The sequence below is a fragment of the Pseudomonas sp. AC463 genome (assembly GCF_979253585.1).
In genome coordinates, this window is sequence record NZ_CEEDDZ010000022.1 from 24,838 (window position 1) to 43,591 (window position 18,754).

16 protein-coding genes are annotated in these 18,754 nt (G+C 62.5%); 12 read left to right on the forward strand and 4 right to left on the reverse strand.

Annotation, left to right across the window (positions count from 1 at the left end):
* Positions 1 to 31: 31 nt before the first annotated feature.
* Both AC0IYH_RS23975 and AC0IYH_RS23980 read right to left on the reverse strand, forming a co-directional pair.
* Positions 32 to 796 (reverse strand): TOBE domain-containing protein, encoded by a 765-nt coding sequence (locus AC0IYH_RS23975; protein WP_471836529.1) that lies wholly within the window; start codon positions 794 to 796, stop codon positions 32 to 34.
* Positions 797 to 848: 52 nt separating this feature from the next.
* Positions 849 to 1,586: a ComF family protein gene (locus AC0IYH_RS23980; RefSeq protein WP_122774673.1), complete on the reverse strand. Its 738-nt coding sequence runs from the start codon at positions 1,584 to 1,586 to the stop codon at positions 849 to 851.
* A gap of 92 nt (positions 1,587 to 1,678) precedes the next feature.
* Between AC0IYH_RS23980 and bioB the strand changes: the two genes are divergently transcribed.
* The 7 genes from bioB (at position 1,679) to AC0IYH_RS24015 (ending at position 8,711) form a co-directional block, all read left to right on the forward strand.
* Positions 1,679 to 2,734, forward strand: a complete 1,056-nt coding sequence (gene bioB / locus AC0IYH_RS23985) for a biotin synthase BioB (protein ID WP_122774674.1) — start codon at positions 1,679 to 1,681, stop codon at positions 2,732 to 2,734.
* Positions 2,735 to 2,817: 83 nt separating this feature from the next.
* Positions 2,818 to 3,987 (forward strand): 8-amino-7-oxononanoate synthase, encoded by a 1,170-nt coding sequence (gene bioF, locus AC0IYH_RS23990; RefSeq protein WP_122774675.1) that lies wholly within the window; start codon positions 2,818 to 2,820, stop codon positions 3,985 to 3,987.
* Positions 3,980 to 4,711, forward strand: a complete 732-nt coding sequence (locus AC0IYH_RS23995) for an alpha/beta fold hydrolase (RefSeq protein ID WP_471836532.1) — start codon at positions 3,980 to 3,982, stop codon at positions 4,709 to 4,711. The genes bioF and AC0IYH_RS23995 overlap by 8 nt, the downstream gene beginning before the upstream one ends.
* Positions 4,704 to 5,516, forward strand: coding sequence for a malonyl-ACP O-methyltransferase BioC (gene bioC / locus AC0IYH_RS24000; protein WP_471836534.1), 813 nt, complete (start codon positions 4,704 to 4,706; stop codon positions 5,514 to 5,516). The genes AC0IYH_RS23995 and bioC overlap by 8 nt, the downstream gene beginning before the upstream one ends.
* The gene (gene bioD, locus AC0IYH_RS24005; RefSeq protein WP_471836536.1) at positions 5,513 to 6,193 is read left to right on the forward strand and encodes a dethiobiotin synthase; all 681 of its coding nucleotides are present in this window, start codon (positions 5,513 to 5,515) and stop codon (positions 6,191 to 6,193) included. The genes bioC and bioD overlap by 4 nt, the downstream gene beginning before the upstream one ends.
* A 105-nt stretch (positions 6,194 to 6,298) precedes the next feature.
* Positions 6,299 to 6,580, forward strand: a complete 282-nt coding sequence (locus AC0IYH_RS24010) for a pyrroloquinoline quinone biosynthesis protein PqqE (RefSeq protein ID WP_116626708.1) — start codon at positions 6,299 to 6,301, stop codon at positions 6,578 to 6,580.
* 325 nt (positions 6,581 to 6,905) lie between these two features.
* Complete coding sequence (locus AC0IYH_RS24015; protein WP_101273287.1) at positions 6,906 to 8,711, forward strand: phenylacyl-CoA dehydrogenase; 1,806 nt, start codon at positions 6,906 to 6,908, stop codon at positions 8,709 to 8,711.
* 73 nt (positions 8,712 to 8,784) lie between these two features.
* Here AC0IYH_RS24015 and AC0IYH_RS24020 read toward each other — a convergent pair whose 3' ends face one another.
* The gene (locus AC0IYH_RS24020; protein ID WP_471836539.1) at positions 8,785 to 10,377 is read right to left on the reverse strand and encodes a hypothetical protein; all 1,593 of its coding nucleotides are present in this window, start codon (positions 10,375 to 10,377) and stop codon (positions 8,785 to 8,787) included.
* A 310-nt stretch (positions 10,378 to 10,687) separates the two neighbouring features.
* Between AC0IYH_RS24020 and AC0IYH_RS24025 the strand changes: the two genes are divergently transcribed.
* The 3 genes from AC0IYH_RS24025 to AC0IYH_RS24035 all read left to right on the forward strand — a co-directional run bounded on the left by AC0IYH_RS24025 (position 10,688) and on the right by AC0IYH_RS24035 (position 15,738).
* Positions 10,688 to 11,977, forward strand: coding sequence for a GGDEF domain-containing protein (locus tag AC0IYH_RS24025; RefSeq protein ID WP_116626706.1), 1,290 nt, complete (start codon positions 10,688 to 10,690; stop codon positions 11,975 to 11,977).
* A 90-nt stretch (positions 11,978 to 12,067) separates the two neighbouring features.
* Entirely contained in the window at positions 12,068 to 13,837 is a 1,770-nt protein-coding gene (locus tag AC0IYH_RS24030; protein ID WP_471836541.1) for an acyl-CoA dehydrogenase C-terminal domain-containing protein, read from the forward strand.
* A gap of 122 nt (positions 13,838 to 13,959) precedes the next feature.
* Positions 13,960 to 15,738, forward strand: coding sequence for an acyl-CoA dehydrogenase C-terminal domain-containing protein (locus tag AC0IYH_RS24035; RefSeq protein ID WP_471836542.1), 1,779 nt, complete (start codon positions 13,960 to 13,962; stop codon positions 15,736 to 15,738).
* 226 nt (positions 15,739 to 15,964) lie between these two features.
* On the opposite strand, the gene AC0IYH_RS24040 is transcribed toward AC0IYH_RS24035, so the two are convergent.
* Entirely contained in the window at positions 15,965 to 16,864 is a 900-nt protein-coding gene (locus AC0IYH_RS24040; protein WP_116626703.1) for a LysR family transcriptional regulator, read from the reverse strand.
* 209 nt (positions 16,865 to 17,073) lie between these two features.
* Here AC0IYH_RS24040 and AC0IYH_RS24045 point away from each other — a divergent pair, with 209 nt between their 5' ends.
* Both AC0IYH_RS24045 and AC0IYH_RS24050 read left to right on the forward strand, forming a co-directional pair.
* Complete coding sequence (locus tag AC0IYH_RS24045) at positions 17,074 to 18,327, forward strand: aspartate aminotransferase family protein (RefSeq protein ID WP_471836544.1); 1,254 nt, start codon at positions 17,074 to 17,076, stop codon at positions 18,325 to 18,327.
* A gap of 183 nt (positions 18,328 to 18,510) precedes the next feature.
* Complete coding sequence (locus tag AC0IYH_RS24050; protein WP_010207008.1) at positions 18,511 to 18,669, forward strand: YqaE/Pmp3 family membrane protein; 159 nt, start codon at positions 18,511 to 18,513, stop codon at positions 18,667 to 18,669.
* The last annotated feature ends 85 nt before the right edge of the window (positions 18,670 to 18,754 follow it).

An 18,754-nucleotide genomic window follows, 5' to 3' on the forward strand; every position in this document is an offset into this window, starting at 1 on the left:
GAAATTGTTGCAGCTTGAAGACGGCTGCTGTCTAGACCGGCGTGCCGAGTAGCACATTGCTCGGTGCGAATTGCACTTGGATCGACTGGCCTTCGGCCGCGCCCAGGGCCTTGAGCGTGTCGGGCTGCGCCAGGGCGCATAAAACCAGGCCGTTGGGCAGGACGATGCGCACTTCGCTGGGGCCGTCGTCGGCGGCGAGAATCGCTTCGACGGTGCCGCTCATGCAATTGTGTCCAGGTGTTGCGGGTGCGTCGGCTGCAAGCAACTCCAGCCAACCGGCCTTGATCAGCGCGACCACTTCCACGCCCATCTCCAGCTCCAGCCGTTGCGTGCTGTCGTGGGTGATTTGCGCGTCGAGGCTCAGCCCACCGGCCAATTGCAGGCGAATCAGATCATTGCGGCCATGGTTGTCGATGGCGATGACCTGGCCGTGCAACTGGTTACGCGCGCTGGTGCGCAACATCAGGCGGCCGAGCAGGTTGAAGTCGCTGGCGGCTTCGTCCGAGCCCAGCACTTCGGCTTGCAACGCTTGCAGTCGTTGGTAGAGGCGCAGCACCCGTTCACCTTCGGCGGTCAGCTTGGCGCCGCCGCCGCCCTTGCCGCCGACGCTGCGCTCCACCAGCGGTTTTTGCGCCAGATTGTTCAGCTCATCGATGGCGTCCCAGGCGGCTTTGTAACTCAGGCCAGCCGCCTTGGCCGCGCGGGTGATGGAGCCTTGCTCGGCGATATGCCCGAGCAACGCGATGCGCTGCGGGCGGCGGATGATGTGTTGGCTGAGGGAAGTCGGCAGGGACATGGGCATACGCTGTGTGGGGATGAGCGGACGTTGCGGCCGCAAGGCAAGAGAGTCAAGTGCCAGGCTTGGGCGTGCGCGCCAGGCAATACACATCCACCTGCCGCGCGCCGGCGTCCATCAGCAGGCGTGCCAGGCTGTGGGCCGTGGCGCCGGTGGTAAGCACGTCGTCTACCAGCGCAAAGTGGCGGCCTTGCACTTGGGCGGCAGGCGCGAGTGCAAAGGCGGCTAGCAGGTTACGGCGGCGGGTCTTGGCGTCGAGGGCCTGTTGCGCAACGGTTTCGTGGGGGCGCAGCAGCAGGTGTTCTTCAACGCTGATGCCCAGCTGTTGGCTGAGCCATTGCGCCAGCATCTGGGCCTGGTTGTAGCCGCGCTCGCGCAGGCGCTTGACGGCCATGGGCACCGGCAGCAGGCAGTCGGGGCGGGTGAGTTCGGCGTTATCGAAGCGATGTTGCACGTGCTGGCCCAGCATGCGCCCGAGCAGGTGACCCAGGGGCCAGCGGGCCTGATGCTTGAAGCGCGCGATCAGCGTGTCGACGGGAAAGCTGAAGGTCCACGGGGCGACCACCTGTTTAAAGGCCGGCGGGTGTTTCTGGCATTCACCGCAGATCAAGCCCGCCATGGGCAAGGGCAGGGCGCAGACCGCGCAGTGCGTCAGCAGCCAGGGCAGCTCGGTTTCGCAGGCGTTGCACACACAATCGGCCGATTGCGCGGGTTCATCGCAGATTAAACAGGTGTGGTTGTTTTTTAGCCAGATGTAAACCTTGTGTTTGTAGTCTGGTTGACAGTGCATGAATCTTCCTTAAATATGCCGAGCATCCGTGTCGTGTCTGTGGGTATTGCCCTTCCCGCAGCGAAAGCCCAAGCATAATCAAGGAATCGCCCATGAGCGCCAGCATCACCGCCACTTTGCGTCACGATTGGTCCCTCGCCGAAGTCAAAGCGCTTTTCGTGCAGCCGTTCAATGACCTGTTGTTCCAGGCGCAGACCGTGCACCGCGCGCATTTCGACGCCAACCGCGTGCAAGTGTCGACCTTGCTGTCGATCAAAACAGGGGCCTGCCCGGAAGATTGCAAATATTGTCCGCAGTCGGGCCACTACAACACTGGCCTGGAAAAAGAAAAGCTGATGGAAGTGCAGAAGGTCCTCGAAGAGGCTGCCCGCGCCAAGGCCATCGGCTCGACGCGTTTCTGCATGGGCGCCGCCTGGAAGCACCCGTCGGCCAAAGACATGCCCTACGTGCTGCAGATGGTCAAAGGCGTGAAGGCCATGGGCCTGGAAACCTGCATGACCCTCGGCCGCCTCGACCAGGACCAGACCGAAGCCCTGGCCCAGGCCGGCCTCGACTACTACAACCACAACCTCGACACCTCGCCGGAGTTCTACGCCAGCATCATCACCACCCGCACCTATAGCGAGCGCCTGCAAACCCTGGCCTACGTGCGGGATTCGGGGATGAAGATCTGCTCCGGCGGCATCCTCGGCATGGGCGAGTCGCTGGATGACCGCGCCAACCTGCTGATCCAGCTGGCCAACCTGCCGGAGCATCCGGAGTCGGTGCCGATCAACATGCTGGTGAAGGTCGCCGGTACGCCGCTGGAAAACGCCGAGGATATCGACCCGTTCGATTTCATCCGCATGCTGGCGGTGGCGCGCATCCTGATGCCGCAATCCCATGTGCGGCTGTCGGCTGGCCGTGAAGCCATGAACGAGCAGATGCAGGCCCTGGCGTTCTTCGCCGGTGCCAACTCGATTTTCTACGGCGACAAACTGCTGACCACCGCCAACCCGCAGGCCGACAAGGACATGCAACTGTTCTCGCGCCTGGGCATCCTGCCGGAAGCCCGCGAAGAGCACGCTGACGAAGTGCACCAGGCGGCGATCGAGCAGGCGTTGGTGGAGCAATCGATCAGTGAGCAGTTCTATAACGCTGCCGTCTGATTGAAATGCAATCCAAATGTGGGAGGGGGCAAGCCCCCTCCCACATTTTTTTACCGAGTTGAACCTGCTAAATCGAGGCCTGCATGTCTTTCGATCTCGCCGCGCGCCTCGCTGCCCGCCGTGCCGAACACCTTTATCGCCAACGCCCTTTACTCCAGAGCCCCCAAGGCCCTGAGGTGGTGGTCGACGGCCAACCGCTGCTCGCCTTCTGCAACAACGACTACCTGGGCCTGGCCAACCACCCGCAAGTAGTCGAAGCCTGGCGCGCCGGTGCGGCCCGTTGGGGCGTGGGCGGTGGCGCCTCGCACCTGGTGGTCGGGCATGCCACGCCGCACCATGAGCTGGAAGAAGCACTGGCCGACCTCACCGGCCGCCCGCGTGCGCTGCTGTTTACCACCGGCTACATGGCCAACCTCGGCGCGGTCACGGCGTTGGTGGGGCAGGGCGATACGGTGTTGGAAGACCGCCTCAACCATGCGTCCCTGCTGGATGCCGGTTTGCTCTCCGGCGCACGTTTCAACCGCTACCTGCACAACGACGCCGCCAGCCTGGCAAAGCGTCTGGAAAAAGCCACCGGCAATACGCTGGTGGTCACCGATGGCGTGTTCAGCATGGACGGCGACCTCGCCGACTTGCCCGCGCTGGCCCGCGAAGCCCGGGCCAAAGGTGCCTGGCTGATGGTCGACGACGCCCATGGCTTCGGCCCGCTGGGCGCGAACGGCGGTGGGATCGTCGAGCACTTCGGCCTGAGCCAGGACGACGTGCCGGTATTGGTCGGCACCCTGGGCAAAGCCTTCGGCACCGCGGGCGCGTTCGTGGCAGGCAGCGAAGACTTGATCGAAAGCCTGATCCAGTTCGCCCGGCCTTACATCTACACCACCAGCCAACCCCCGGCGCTGGCCTGCGCCACACTTAAAAGCCTGGAGCTGCTGCGCACCGAGCATTGGCGGCGTGAGCACCTCAACGGCCTGATCCGCCAGTTCCGCCAGGGCGCCGAGCAGCTTGGGCTGGACCTGATGGATAGCTTTACGCCGATCCAGCCGATCCTGATCGGCGACAGCGCCAAGGCGGTGCGCCTGTCGCAGCGGCTGCGCGAGCGCGGGCTGATGGTCACCGCAATCCGCCCACCGACCGTGCCGGCCGGCAGTGCGCGTTTGCGCGTGACCTTGACCGCCGCCCACAGCGCGGCGCAGGTGCAGCTATTGTTAAACGCATTGGAAGAGTGTTTCCGCCTGGAGCCCGACCATGCGTGATCGACTGATCTTGTTGCCCGGCTGGGGCCTTGGCGTCTCGCCGCTGGAGCCATTGGCCGCCGCCCTGCAGGGCCTGGACGAGCACCTGCAGGTGCACATCGAGCCCTTGCCCGTGCTGGCGTCCAGCGACTTGAATGAGTGGCTCGACGAACTCGACGCCACGCTGCCCGATAACGCCTGGCTGGGCGGCTGGTCCCTGGGCGGCATGCTCGCCTCCGAGCTGGCGGCGCGGCGTGGTGAGCGCTGCTGCGGCCTGCTGACCCTGGCCAGCAACCCGTGTTTCGTCGCCCATGCGGGCTGGCCCAGCGCGATGCCTGCCGAGACCTTCGACGCGTTTCTCGCCGGTTGCCATGCCGACTCCCAAGTCACCCTCAAACGCTTCGGCCTGCTATGTGCCAAGGGCGCCGAGGACCCACGCGGCCTGGCGCGGCTGCTGGTGAGTGGCGCGCCGAATACGCCTTCGAGCCAGTTGATGAGCGGCCTTGAGTTGCTCGCCCAGCTGGACACCCGCGACGCCTTGCTGGCCTATCGCGGCCCGCAGTTGCACTTGTTCGCGGGAATGGACGGGCTGGTGCCCGCCGAAGCAGCAGGCGACCTGTTGAGCTTGCTGCCCGATGTTGAAATCGGCCTGATTGAACAGGCCGGTCACGCGTTTCTTCTGGAAGACCCCCACGGTGTGGCGGGGGCCATCCAGGCTTTTTTGCATGAGTGTGTCGATGACTGATTTATCCCAGCCTGCCCTGCCGGGCGGCTTGCCGGACAAGCGCCAGGTCGCGGCCTCGTTTTCCCGTGCGGCGGCCAGCTACGACAGCGTCGCCGAGTTGCAGCGCGCGGTCGGGCATGCGCTGCTGTCGCGCCTGCCGCCCGCAAGCGCGCCGAAACGCTGGCTGGATATGGGCTGCGGCACCGGTTATTTCAGTCGCGCGCTGGGCGAGATGCTGCCGGCCAGCCAGGGCGTGGCGCTGGATATCGCCGAAGGCATGCTCAACCATGCGCGGCCTTTGGGTGGCGCCGAGTATTTTATTGCCGGTGATGCCGAGCGTCTGCCACTGGCAGACGCCAGTTGCGGGCTGATCTTCTCCAGCCTGGCGGTGCAGTGGTGTGCGAACTTCGACGCGGTGCTCAGCGAGGCTTATCGCGTGCTGCAACCGGGTGGCGTGCTGGCGTTCGCGAGCCTGTGCGTGGGCACTCTGCAAGAGTTGCGCGACAGCTGGCGCGCCGTGGATGGCCTGGTGCACGTCAACCGTTTCCGCACCTTCGAGGCCTATCAACAGCTGTGTGCCGCCAGCGGCCTGCGTGTGGTGAGCCTGGAGCGCCGGCCCCATGTGCTGCATTACTCGGATGTGCGCAGCCTGACCCATGAGCTGAAGGCATTGGGCGCGCATAACCTCAACCCCGGTCGCCCGGGAGGCTTGACGGGGCGCGCGCGGATTGTTGCACTGGTACACGCTTACGAGCAGTTCCGTCAGGCCCAGGGCCTGCCCGCCACCTATCAAGTGGTGTACGCCGTACTGGAGAAACCGCTATGAGCGCCGCCTATTTCGTCACCGGCACCGACACCGATGTGGGCAAGACCACCATCGCCGCCGGCCTGCTGCATGCCGCCCGCCAAGCCGGCAAAAGCACCGCCGCCGGCAAGCCCGTGGCCTCCGGCTGCCAGGTCACGCCCAAAGGTTTGCGCAACGCCGATGCCCTGGCGCTGCTGGCCGAATGCTCGTTGCCGCTGACCTATGCCGAGGTCAACCCGGTGGCCTTCGAGCCGGCCATCGCCCCGCACCTGGCGGCGCGGGAGGCGGGTGTGGCGCTGACGGTGCAGTCGTTGCTCAAGCCGATGCAGCAGATTCTGGCGCGCCAAGCCGATTTCACTTTGATTGAGGGCGCGGGCGGCTGGCGTGTGCCTTTGGCCGATCAGGACAATCTGTCGGACCTGGCCATGGCACTGCAACTGCCGGTGATCCTGGTGGTGGGCGTGCGCCTGGGGTGTATCAGCCATGCCCTGCTCACCGCCGAGGCCATCGCCCGGGACGGCCTGCCGCTGGCGGGTTGGGTGGCGAATATCATCGATCCGAAGACCTCGCGCCTGGAGGAAAACCTCGCCACCCTGGCTGAGCGTCTGCCTGCGCCGTGCCTGGGGCGTGTGCCCAAGCTCAAGCACGCTGGGGCCGAAGCCGTGGCGCATTACCTGCAACTGGACCTGCTCGACTGATTTTGGCTATCGCTAAGGCACTATGCCATTAGTGTTTTTGACGGGCGTTTTGCCAGGATCTCTGCTTCAATCAGTGCTCACGATTCTGTAAAGGCAGGCTTAGCCATGGAAATCTCTGGAAGCAGCGCGTTTTATTCGGGCCTGAATACCATTCAGACCGGGCAGAACCGTGTCGACCAGGCCGCCGGCAAAATCGCCAGTGCCGCCACCAGCCAACCTTCCGATGCCCAGAATGATCGCTTGCAGGCGGTCAATCGCGGTCAGCCAACCAACTCTGCGAGCAATATGGTGGAGCTGGCGGAGGGCAAGTTTCAGGTCGAGCTGGGCGTCAAAGTCGCCAAGGCTTCGGATGAAATGCTCGGCACGTTGATCGATACCTACGCCTAATCTGCTGAAGTTTAAAATGTGGGAGGGGGCTTGCCCCCGATAGCAGTGGGTCAGTCACAGTGATGTTGGCTGGTACTGCGCTATCGGGGGCAAGCCCCCTCCCACATTTGCATTCATTCACCCTGATCAATCTCTCACTCTTTTTTGATGTGGCAACCTGCCGCAGGCTTTGCCGTGCGCGCCATTGATCCATGGCATGACAAACGGCATCTGACCGACGCTTGACATACCCAGGTCGTAAACGTATGTTTCAAACACCTGTTTGACCGCCACAACAAATCCACGCGGTTGTTCATTCCAGATACATCAGCAGAGGTTTATCGCTATGCCTGACTACAAGGCCCCCTTGCGTGATATTCGCTTCGTTCGTGACGAACTGCTTGGCTATGAAGCGCACTATCAGAGCCTGCCGGCTTGCCAGGACGCTACCCCGGACATGGTTGACGCCATCCTTGAAGAAGGCGCCAAGTTCTGTGAGCAAGTACTGGCACCGTTGAACCGCGTGGGCGACATCGAAGGGTGTACCTGGAGCGAGTCAGGCGTAAAAACCCCTACTGGTTTCAAAGAAGCCTACAAACAGTTCGTTGAAGGCGGCTGGCCAAGCCTGGCCCACGACGTGGAGCACGGCGGCCAAGGCTTGCCGGAATCCCTGGGCCTGGCAGTGAGCGAAATGGTTGGCGCCGCCAACTGGTCGTGGGGCATGTACCCGGGCCTGTCCCACGGTGCGATGAACACCATCTCCGAGCACGGCACGCCTGAGCAGCAAAACGCCTACCTGACCAAGCTGGTCTCGGGCGAGTGGACCGGCACCATGTGCCTCACCGAACCGCATTGCGGCACCGACCTGGGCATGCTGCGCACCAAGGCCGAGCCTCAGGCCGATGGTTCCTACAAAGTCTCCGGCACCAAGATCTTCATCTCGGCCGGTGAACACGACATGGCCGACAACATCGTCCACATCGTACTGGCCCGCCTGCCGGACGCACCGGCCGGCACCAAAGGTATCTCGCTGTTTATCGTGCCCAAGTTCCTGCCGAACGCAGACGGCTCGATAGGCGAGCGCAACGCGGTGAGCTGCGGTTCCCTGGAACACAAGATGGGTATCCACGGCAACGCCACCTGCGTGATGAACTTCGACGCGGCCACCGGTTTCCTGATCGGCCCGGCGAACAAAGGCCTGAACTGCATGTTCACCTTTATGAACACCGCTCGCCTGGGCACCGCGCTGCAAGGCCTTTCCCACGCCGAGATCGGCTTCCAGGGCGGCCTCAAATATGCGCGCGACCGACTGCAGATGCGCTCCCTGACCGGCCCTAAAGCCCCGGACAAAGCCGCTGACCCGATCATCGTGCACCCTGACGTGCGCCGCATGCTGCTGACCATGAAAGCCTTCGCCGAAGGCAACCGTGCGATGGTGTACTTCACCGCCAAGCAAGTGGACATCGTCAAGTACGGCACCGACGACGAAGCCAAGAAACAGGCTGACGGCCTGCTGGCCTTCATGACCCCGATCGCCAAGGCGTTCATGACCGAAGTCGGCTTTGAATCGGCCAACCACGGCGTGCAGATCTACGGTGGCCACGGCTTTATCGCCGAGTGGGGCATGGAGCAGAACGTTCGCGACAGCCGCATTTCGATGCTGTACGAAGGCACCACCGGTATCCAGGCGCTGGACCTGCTCGGCCGCAAAGTGCTGATGACCCAAGGCGAAGCGCTCAAGGGCTTCACCAAGATCGTGCACAAGTTCTGCCAGGCCAACGAAGGTGTCGAGGCGGTCCAGGAGTTCGTGACGCCGCTGGCTGCGCTGAACAAAGAGTGGGGCGAGTTGACCATGAAGGTCGGCATGGCCGCGATGAAAGACCGTGAAGAAGTCGGGGCCGCCTCGGTGGATTACCTGATGTACTCCGGTTACGCCTGCCTGGCCTACTTCTGGGCCGACATGGCCCGCCTGGCCGCCGAGAAACTGGCTGCCGGCACCACCGAAGAAGCCTTCTACACCGCCAAGCTGCAAACCGCGCGCTTCTACTTCCAGCGCATCCTGCCACGTACCCGTACCCACGTGGCCACCATGCTGTCGGGCGCCAACAACCTGATGGACATGAAAGAAGAGAACTTCGACCTGGGCTACTAAGCCTCGGCGAGTTGATTGAAAAGCCGCCGCTCTCCCGGGAGCGGCGGCTTTTTTGTGGGCGCCTGCAACGTACTTACGGTGTCGGGGTGAACGGCGACCCGTCGCAATAGGTATCGCCGGGCAGAACGCCTCTGACCGCAGTTGCCACGGGTGCAGAGCGTAGCAGTTGGCCTTGGGCATTCAGCGCCGAATAGCTGAAATACAAGATGCCCCTGCCGATCACTCCCATAGTGGTGGGGTAGGGCACGTTTACCGTCTGGCCCAGGGTTGTCGCACTCGCGGCCAACACTACAGGGACAGTGACTGCAGGTGCGATGGGGTTTGAACCATCATCCTGGCGGCTTGATACGCAGCTGACCGTCAACGTTGTGCCAATGATCAAATTGGTCGAGGGCGGGATAAACACTTGAATGAAGCGGTTGGGATACGGAGTGTTCAAAGGTTGAGGCGAATTGCAATTGAGGGCCCCGTTGTTCAGGTTTTGCACCTGCGGCGGCGCCAGCGTCATCAAGGTCGAAACATTGAAGATCAGGTTGCGTACCGGCCCGTTGAAAACTGCGCCGCCGCTGGTGATTCTGAACCTGACCGGGGCTGCAATATCATTCGTGGTTGACCCTGGCACAGCGGCCTGGATTTGTACCGTCGGGACAATCATCCGCAAGGGTAACGGCTGACCCGCGTAAACCAGGGAGGCGATCGCGAAGCCCGCGCCCAGGAGAACGCTTATCAAGTCGCCGATTTGCAAGCCATCGGCGCTGTCCAGCCACACCTCCATCCCGCCCTGGCCAGCCTGGTTGATATCCCCCAGTGTCACGGTGTTGTCGGGCGCAATTGCTTGTGTCACTCGTGGGGCTGCAATGTTCGTGGGTGTTATGCGTACCGCCACCAGGATTTCAAGAATCAACGAGTCCATGGCGCGGCGACCATCCCGGGTAATGCAGCGGTAGGTCAGTTGTTGCCGGCCGTTGCCACGGGCACGAATGACGGCTGCCGGGAGGGGAATAACTCGCTCCGCCGGAAAGTCAGGCAGCACCGTGGCAGGTGGCACGGCATAGGACACCTGCATGTGGCTGGCGGTGGTTCCGTAGTAGGGAATGGAAACCAGGCCCCTCTCGTTGTTGATCTCCCGATGCGGGGGAATTCGAAACAAGACCGGGTCATTGTTGGCCAGGTACTCCTCAGTAATCAAAGCGGTCGTGAGGTTCGCGGGCAGCAACGGACGCGGTGGGGTAATGGTGAGGTAGCCAAACGGTGGCGTTCTTCGCACCCGCAAGGTCGTACTGGCGGTTGCGCGCAGGACGTTGTTACCGTCTTCGAGGATATAGGTCAGCTGATAGTCGCCCTCAACGCCCACCAGGTGGCGCGGAACCAACACCTCCACTTCGTCCTGCGGATAGCCGGTGAATTGCCTGAAGGCCACCAATTGGTATTCAGCCGGCGCGGGTGATTCAACGTACACCCTGATCGTTGCGCGAGCCCCCGCGGGCCCGGGCTGCGGCAGTTGCGGAATCGTCAGTGGCTGGTCTCTATCCATCGTATACAGACCCACCATGCCGTCAGTGCCGGCGATGGCATTCGTCACGATCAGCGGCTGCAAGGCGGGGATTGCGTTACGAATCAAAAACAGTGAGCTGGTGCGCACCAGATCGTTGGTTGCGGTTTCCATGGTGTTCACTCCCATCGCGGGTTAGGGCACTCCTTGTCCCGAAAGCCTGCTGGGTGGTGAGTGGTACAGGTTAGTAAACAGCGCAGGACGTTCGATTGAAACTGTCAAGGTTGACAGTTGACTCGGCCGTGCCCAGGCACACAGCGTGCGTTCTTATCCAGCGGCCGATAAAAAACCACAGCGTGGCACTCAGGGATTGGCTCAGCCGGCCGTTACAGTGATGGCAATGTGATACATGACGGGCAGGGTGTGCTTAACTGTCCGAATAAAGGCACTGTGCCACTATTTTTTGCGGGTCGGAGTTTTACCCTTGTCACGCGTGTCCGCTGTACGTTTCAGTCATTTTTTCCCTTCGTTACTGCTCTTGCTGGCGGGGCTCTCGGCTGCCTACGTCAAGGATCTCAACGTCTTCTTTACCTCGCTGTTCAACGTGCTGCCGACCCTGGTGCTGTTGCTCGGCGGTTCGTATTGCGCGGTGTATCGGCGCCAGCGTGAGCTGTTCCTGATGATCACGGTGTACGTCGTCTACTTTCTGCTCGATACCCAGACCGACTTCTACCGCGACAACGGCCGCGTGCGCGAAGACGCGGCGGTGGTGTTTCACCTGTGTTGCCTGTTGTTGCCGCTGCTGTTCAGCATCTACGCGCTGTGGCAGGAAAAGACCCACCTGTTTCGCGACTTCGTCGCACGCGGCGCGGTGTTGCTGGCCATCGGCAGCGTCGCCCTGGCGCTGGAGCAAAGTTACCCCGAGGCCGTACTGAACTGGCTGGCAGAGATCCGCTGGCCGGCCCTGCACGGCACCTGGATGAGCCTGATCCAGCTGTCGTACCCTATGTTCCTGATCGGCTTCCTCACCCTGGCCGCGCAGTACTGGTACCAGCCGCGCCCGCTGCATGCGGCGCAACTGGTGGGGCTGCTGGGTTTGTTCTGGATGTTGCCGCAAACCTTCATCCTGCCGTTTACCCTGAACATCATGTGCAGCCAGGTGATGCTGATGATCGCCGCCGGTGTGGCCCACGAGGCCTATCAAATGGCCTTTCGCGATGAGCTGACCGGCCTGCCGGGGCGCCGCGCGCTCAACGAACGCATGCAGCGGTTGGGGCGCAACTATGTGCTGGCCATGAGCGACGTCGACCACTTCAAGCGCTTCAACGACACCCATGGCCACGACGTCGGCGACCAAGTGCTGCGCCTGGTGGCGAGCAAGCTGTCCAAGGTCAACGGCGGCGGGCGCGCGTACCGCTATGGCGGTGAGGAGTTCGCCGTGGTGTTCGCCGGCAAGACCCTTGAGGAGTGCATGCCGCACCTGGAGGAAATCCGCGAGATCATCGCCGACTACGACATCAAGCTGCGTAACTCGGACCGCCCGCAGGACGATCAGCAAGGTCGTCAGCGCCGCGCCGGCAGCGGGGCGTCGAGTGTGTCGGTGACCATCAGCATCGGCGTGGCCGAGCGCCAGGTCGAGCAGCGCAGCCCCGAAGAAGTCCTCAAGACCGCCGACCAGGCGCTGTACGCCGCCAAGGGCGCCGGGCGTAACTGCGTGGTTGCGGCCGGGCAAACCCGGCGTGGCGCGGTGCGCATGCAAAGCGCTGCCGGTTGAGTGATGGTGGTGTATTCAGCGGTTCTACAGTGATTGTTCGCGGCAGCCGCCGGCAGTAGGTTGGAACCATCTGCTGCCGGAGAAACTGTCATGCCTGAATACAAAGCTCCCCTGCGCGACATGCGCTTTCTGATCGACAACGTGTTTGATTTCCACGGCCACTACGCCGCCCTGGGCGCCACGGACGCCAGCCCGGACATGGTGGCGGCGATCCTCGAAGAAGGCGCCAAATTCTGCGAAAACGTGCTCGCGCCGCTCAACCGCAGCGGCGATGAAGAAGGTTGCCATTTCGATAACGGCGTGGTCACCACGCCCAAAGGCTTCAAGGAAGCCTTCGCCCAGTACGTGGAGGGCGGCTGGCACGGCGTGGCAGCCGACCCGGCCTACGGCGGCCAGGGTTTGCCGCAATCCCTGGGCCTGGTGCTCAGCGAGATGATCGGCTCCAGCAACACCTCCTGGGGCATGTACCCAGGGCTGACCCACGGCGCCATGTCGGCGATCCACGCCCACGGCACCGACGAGCAGAAAACCACCTACTTGAACAAACTCACCGCCGGCGAGTGGACCGGCACCATGTGCCTCACCGAAGCCCACTGCGGCACCGACCTGGGTCTGATCAAGACCCGCGCCGTGCCCCAGGCGGACGGCAGCTACGCGCTCACCGGCAGCAAAATCTTCATCTCGGCCGGCGAGCACGACATGAGCGCCAACATCATCCACCTGGTGCTGGCCAAGCTGCCGGACGCGCCGGCGGGTACCAAGGGGATTTCGTTGTTTATCGTGCCCAAGTTCCACGCCGATTCGGGCGAGCGCAACGCGGTGCACTGCGGCTCCATCGAACACAAGATGGGCATCAAGGGCTCGGCCACCTGTGTACTGAACTTCGATGGCGCCAAAGGCTTCCTGATTGGCGAGGCGAACAAAGGCCTCAACTGCATGTTCACCATGATGAACCACGCGCGCCTGGGCACCGGCATGCAGGGCCTGTGCAATGGCGAAGCGAGCTTCCAGGGCGCGATCAAGTACGCCAACGACCGCCTGCAAATGCGCTCGCTCACCGGTGCCAAGGCCCCGGAAAAAGCCGCCGACCCGATCATCGTGCACGCCGACGTGCGCCGTATGCTGCTGACCATGAAAGCCTTCAACGAAGGCAACCGCGCGCTGACCTACTTCACCGCGCAACTGCTCGACACCGCGCACCTGGGCAGCGACGCCACGCAACGCCAGGAAGCCGAAGACCTGCTGGCGTTCCTCACGCCCATCTGCAAAGCCTTTATGACCGACACCGGCCTGGAGGTGACCAACCACGGCATGCAAGTGTTCGGCGGCCACGGTTACATTCGCGAATGGGGCATGGAGCAACTGGCCCGCGACGCGCGAATTGCGCCGATCTACGAAGGCACCAACGGCATCCAGGCCCTCGACCTGCTGGGGCGCAAGGTGCTGGGCAGCCAGGGCAAGTTGCTGCGCGGGTTTACCAGAATCGTGCATAAGTTTTGTGAGGCGAATGCCGAGCATCCGCAGCTCAAGGGTTACGTGGCGCAGCTCAACACGCTGAACAAGGAATGGGGCGAGCTGACCACCCAGGTCGGTATGGCCGCGATGAAAAACCCTGACGAAGTCGGCGCCGCCGCCGTGGATTACCTTATGTACAGCGGTTACATCATCCTCGCCTACCTGTGGCTGCGCATGGCCATCGCCGCGCAAAGCCATGACGATGTCGAGTTCGCCAAGGCCAAGCTGGCCACCTGCGAGTTCTACTTCAAGCGCCTGCTGCCGCGCACGGCAACCCATCGCGCGGCCGTGGAGGCGGGCAGCGAATGCCTGATGAGTCTGCCGGCGGAGGCATTTGCCTTGTGATGACTTAAAAATACCAATCAGTCACAAGTGGACCCTATGTGTCTGAAAAGTTGTTCGGGTACACTCGGAGCCTGTAAAACCGACCCTACCGAATTACTTTTCACGTTCTCACGAGGTTTGCCATGGCTGATTACAAAGCGCCGCTGCGTGATATGCGCTTCGTCCTCAACGAAGTTTTTGAGGTCGCCACCACTTGGGCCCAATTGCCGGCATTGGCAGACACCGTTGACGCCGAAACGGTAGAGGCAATCCTCGAAGAGGCCGGCAAGGTCACTGCAAAATCCATCGCCCCCATCAGCCGTGGTGGCGATGAGCAGGGTTGCCGCTGGGACAACACGGCGGTGTTCACCCCGGACGGTTATCCACAGGCCTACAAAACCTACGCCGAAGGTGGCTGGGTGGGTGTCGGCGGCGACCCGATCTTCGGCGGCATGGGCATGCCCAAGGCGGTGTCGGCCCAGGTTGAAGAAATGATCAACTCCTCGAGCCTAGCGTTTGGCCTGTACCCGATGCTGACGTCCGGCGCCTGCGTTTCAATCAACACCCACGCCAGCGAAGAGCTGAAAGCCACCTACCTGCCGAAGATGTATTCCGGCGAGTGGGCCGGTTCCATGTGCCTGACCGAGGCGCACGCCGGCACCGACCTGGGGATTATCCGCACCAAGGCCGAGCCTCAGGCGGACGGGTCCTACACCATCAGCGGCACCAAGATCTTCATCACCGGTGGCGAACACGACCTCACCGACAACATCATCCACCTGGTATTGGCCAAGCTGCCGGACGCGCCGGCGGGGCCGAAGGGTATCTCGCTGTTCCTGGTGCCGAAGTTCATGGTCAATGCCGATGGCAGCCTGGGCGCGCGCAACCTGGTGAGCTGTGGCTCCATCGAACACAAGATGGGTATCCAGGCCTCCGCCACCTGCGTGATGAACTTCGACGGCGCCGTGGGTTACCTGGTGGGCGAGCCCAACCGTGGCTTGGCGGCCATGTTCACCATGATGAACTACGAGCGGCTGGGGGTTGGCATTCAGGGCCTGGCGTCCGGCGAGCGCTCTTACCAGAACGCCATCGAGTACGCCCGCGACCGCCTGCAAAGCCGCGCGCCGACAGGCGCCCAGGCGAAGGACAAAGTCGCCGACCCGATCATCGTGCACCCGGACGTGCGCCGCATGCTGCTCACCATGAAAGCTGCCAACGAAGGCGGCCGCGCGTTCTCCACCTACGTGGCGACGCAACTGGACATCGCCAAGTTCAGCGAAGACCCGGCGGCCCGCGAGCGCGCCGACAACCTGGTGGCGTTGCTGACGCCGGTGGCCAAAGCGTTTCTCAGTGACCTGGGCCTGGAAACCACCGTGCTTGGCCAGCAAGTGTTTGGCGGTCACGGCTACATCCGCGAGTGGGGCCAGGAGCAACTGGTGCGTGATGTGCGCATCACGCAAATCTACGAAGGCACCAACGGCATCCAGGCGCTGGACTTGATGGGACGCAAGATCGTCGGCAGCGGCGGCGCGTTCTACACCTTGTTTGCCGACGAGATCCGCGAGTTCATCGCGGCCTCAGGTGCCGAGCTGGCCGAGTTCACCAAGCCGCTGAGCGCGGCGGTGGATGACCTGGACGAATTGACTGCCTGGGTGCTGGACCGCGCCAAGACCAACCCGAATGAAATCGGCGCCGCCTCGGTGGAGTACCTGCACGCCTTTGGCTACATGGCCTATGCCTATATGTGGGCGCGCATGGCCAAGGCCGCGTTGGGCAAAGAGGCTGAGGAAGACTTCTACGCCAGCAAGCTGGGCACCGCGCGCTTCTACTTTGCGCGCCTGTTGCCGCGTATTCATTCGCTGAGTGGGTCGGTAAAAGCCGGTAGCGAATCGCTGTTTTTGCTCGATGAGGCACTGTTCTAAGGGCTTGGAGGCCGTGTAAGCATTCTCTTACATCACGTGCTGCTATTCGTCCTCTATCGCCAAATTGGATCCACGGATAATCTACTTCACATGGACGTCGCGCAGGAAGCGCAAAGCAACAACAGGGACACGTAGGATTCTGCCAGGATGGCGGAGTGAAATGGATGTCAGGGAAACAGTCTGCAAAGCCCCGCTTCGGCGGGGTTTTCTTTTGCCCGCGAAAAAGTCAGGCGCTTGCCTGCGGGGCATTCATCACGTCTTCCAGCAAGGTGCGCAGCAACGCCACCGTCGCCTGCTGGCGCTGCACATCGCGGCACACCAAACCGACTTTCAGCGGCACCCGGGGTTCACTCAAGGGTTTCCATAGCAACGCCTTGCTGTTGTGTTCATCCTGGGAACGGCCCGGCAATACGGTGGCGAGCTTGGTGTGGGGCAGGCTGTCGAGGATCCCCGCCATGGTGTTCAGCTCCGCCTGCACCTGCGGCCGACGCCCGAGGTTGGCCAACTGCCCTTGCCAGATCTGGCGCACCTGAAACTCCTCCCCCAGTAGCAACATCGGTAACTCGGCCGCCTGCTTCAGCGAGACTTTCTTGAATTCCCGCAGGGGATGGTCCTCGGGGATGACCACCTTCAACTCATCCTCATACAGCAGCGCACCGGTCAGCCCCGGCTGGCGAGGCGGTAGGTAGCTGATGCCGATGTCCAGCGAGCCATTGAGCAGCCGCCGTTCAATCTCAAGCCCGGTCAATTCGTAGATCTGCACCACCAAGTGCGGCTGCGCCTTGCGCACGCGCTCAAGCATTTGCGGCACCAAACTGGTGTGCACGGTTTGCAGCACGCCGATGGCCAAGGTGCGCATGGCCTGACCCTTGAAGTTGCGCAAGGCTTCGACGGCCTGCTGCATGCCATCGATCAGCGGCAAGGCATGGTTGTACAAGGTGTGAGCGGCCAGGGTCGGCAACAGGCGCTTGCTGCTGCGCTCGAACAGGCTCACATCCAGGTTCTGCTCCAGTTGGCGAATCTGCTGGGACAAGGCCGGTTGGGAGATCGACAGGCGCTCCGCCGCGCGGCCTACGTGGCCCTCTTCATACACCGCGACGAAATAACGCAGTTGCTTGAAATCCATAAGACTTACTTATCGAAAAAGCTGGAAAATCGAAATGGCTGTTGGCCCCCGGGACGCCTAGTCTAGCGCCTATTCGCAGGGCTTACAGGGCCGGATCGGGCAATGAATAGCGTTTATGTTGATGGCATTTACATAGGCAACACAAAAAACCTCAAGGCACTGTGTGCGGTGGGGGCCTACCAAGGTCCGCTTGCCATTGGGGGCAGCCTGTGAACCTGTTCCGTCGCCCCGCCCCGAGCCTTGACGATCTGATCCTGGATGCGCCGCAGGGGGATCCGTCCAGCCAATCGCTGATGCCCACCGTGGCCAAGCCAGCCCAGGTGTTTGTACGCGGCCAGGGCTCGTGGTTGTGGGACAGCGATGACCGCGCCTACCTGGATTTCAGCCAGGGCAACGCCGCCAATAGCCTCGGCCACAGTCCGCAGGTGCTGATCAACGCCTTGGGCGAACAGACCCAGGCACTGATCAACCCCGGGATGGGCCTGCATAACCGCACCCAGCTCAACCTTGTCGAGCGCCTGTGCCATCGCACCGGCAGCGACCAGGCCTACCTGCTCAACAGCGGCGCTGAAGCCTGCGAAGCGGCGATCAAACTGGCGCGCAAATGGGGCCAGCTGCATCGCGGCGGCGCCTACCGCATCATCAGTGCCAGCAGTGGCTGCCATGGGCGCAGTTTCGCCGCCATGGCCGCGTCGGCGAGTACGCGCTTTGAGCCGCAACTGCCGGGCTTCAGCCACGTGCCCTTTAACGACTTGCCGGCGCTGCATGCTGCCGTCGATGCACAAACCGTCGCCATCTTGCTGGAGCCGATCCAAAGCGAAGCCGGCGTGATCCCCGCGACCGAGCACTACCTAAAGGGTGTGGAGCGGTTGTGTCGTGAGCTGGGCATCCTGCTGATTTTCGACGAGGTCCAAACCGGCGTCGGCCGTTGCGGCACTCTGCTTGCCGAACAGCAATACGGCGTGCGGGCCGACATCATCACCCTCGGCAAAGGCCTGGGCGGTGGCGTACCGCTGGCGGCGCTGCTGGCGCGGGGCACCGCCTGCTGCTTTGAGGTGGGCGACCTGGAAGGCACCCATCATGGCAACGCACTGATGGCGTCGGCCGGCCTGGCGATACTCGATACGGTGCTGGAGCACGGCTTCCTCGACCAGGTACGTGAATCCGGCCTTTACCTGGGCGAAGGCCTCGCCCGCCTGGCCTACCGCTACGACCACGGCCAACTGCGCGGCCACGGTCTGATGTGGGGCCTCACGTTGTCGGATGATTCTGCAGATGCGGTGGTAAAAGCTGCGCTGCACGAAGGCCTGATCCTCAACGCCCCGCAACCCAACGGCCTGCGTTTCACTCCCGCGCTGACGGTGAGCAAAAGCAACATCGACGAAATGCTCCTGCGCCTGGCCCGCGCCTTCTCCCGCGTGCGCACCGCACAACTGCAATGCCGCAAGGGCATCGCCGTTTAACCCCCGATTTCTTGAACCGTCTCGCGGCATACGCGGCGCCTCCAGCCTGATTCTTTTGGCTGGGGGCGTTTTTTTGTCTGTTCATTTCAGGATGGCCCAGTGCCAGATTCCACTGAACCCTCACGAACGGCCAGGGTCGATTAGCTACACGGCTCACACGAGCCGATTTTTTGGAGCTGACCCATGGACATCATTCGTATCATCATCGCTATTCTGCTGCCGCCACTGGGTGTGTTCCTGCAAGTGGGTTTCGCCGGCGCGTTCTGGCTGAATATCCTGCTGACCCTGTGCGGTTACTTCCCCGGCATCATCCACGCGGTGTACATCATCGCCAAGCGCTGAGGCTTTCAAATGTGGGAGGGGGCTTGCTCCCGATGGCTGGGTATCAGTTAGCACATGCACTCACTGAACCACCGCTATCGGGGGC

What these genes read in the sequence shown, in the direction of transcription:
- bioC (WP_471836534.1), top strand. Translation starts at nt 4,704, where the DNA reads ATGACTGATTTATCCCAGCCTGCCCTGCCGGGCGGCTTGCCGGACAAG.
- AC0IYH_RS24050 (WP_010207008.1), top strand. Translation starts at nt 18,511, where the DNA reads ATGGACATCATTCGTATCATCATCGCTATTCTGCTGCCGCCACTGGGT.
- AC0IYH_RS24040 (WP_116626703.1), bottom strand. Translation starts at nt 16,864, where the DNA reads ATGGATTTCAAGCAACTGCGTTATTTCGTCGCGGTGTATGAAGAGGGC.
- AC0IYH_RS24035 (WP_471836542.1), top strand. Translation starts at nt 13,960, where the DNA reads ATGGCTGATTACAAAGCGCCGCTGCGTGATATGCGCTTCGTCCTCAAC.
- AC0IYH_RS24015 (WP_101273287.1), top strand. Translation starts at nt 6,906, where the DNA reads ATGCCTGACTACAAGGCCCCCTTGCGTGATATTCGCTTCGTTCGTGAC.
- AC0IYH_RS23980 (WP_122774673.1), bottom strand. Translation starts at nt 1,586, where the DNA reads ATGCACTGTCAACCAGACTACAAACACAAGGTTTACATCTGGCTAAAA.
- bioF (WP_122774675.1), top strand. Translation starts at nt 2,818, where the DNA reads ATGTCTTTCGATCTCGCCGCGCGCCTCGCTGCCCGCCGTGCCGAACAC.
- AC0IYH_RS24010 (WP_116626708.1), top strand. Translation starts at nt 6,299, where the DNA reads ATGGAAATCTCTGGAAGCAGCGCGTTTTATTCGGGCCTGAATACCATT.
- AC0IYH_RS24020 (WP_471836539.1), bottom strand. Translation starts at nt 10,377, where the DNA reads ATGGAAACCGCAACCAACGATCTGGTGCGCACCAGCTCACTGTTTTTG.
- bioD (WP_471836536.1), top strand. Translation starts at nt 5,513, where the DNA reads ATGAGCGCCGCCTATTTCGTCACCGGCACCGACACCGATGTGGGCAAG.
- AC0IYH_RS23995 (WP_471836532.1), top strand. Translation starts at nt 3,980, where the DNA reads ATGCGTGATCGACTGATCTTGTTGCCCGGCTGGGGCCTTGGCGTCTCG.
- AC0IYH_RS23975 (WP_471836529.1), bottom strand. Translation starts at nt 796, where the DNA reads ATGTCCCTGCCGACTTCCCTCAGCCAACACATCATCCGCCGCCCGCAG.
- bioB (WP_122774674.1), top strand. Translation starts at nt 1,679, where the DNA reads ATGAGCGCCAGCATCACCGCCACTTTGCGTCACGATTGGTCCCTCGCC.
- AC0IYH_RS24030 (WP_471836541.1), top strand. Translation starts at nt 12,068, where the DNA reads ATGCCTGAATACAAAGCTCCCCTGCGCGACATGCGCTTTCTGATCGAC.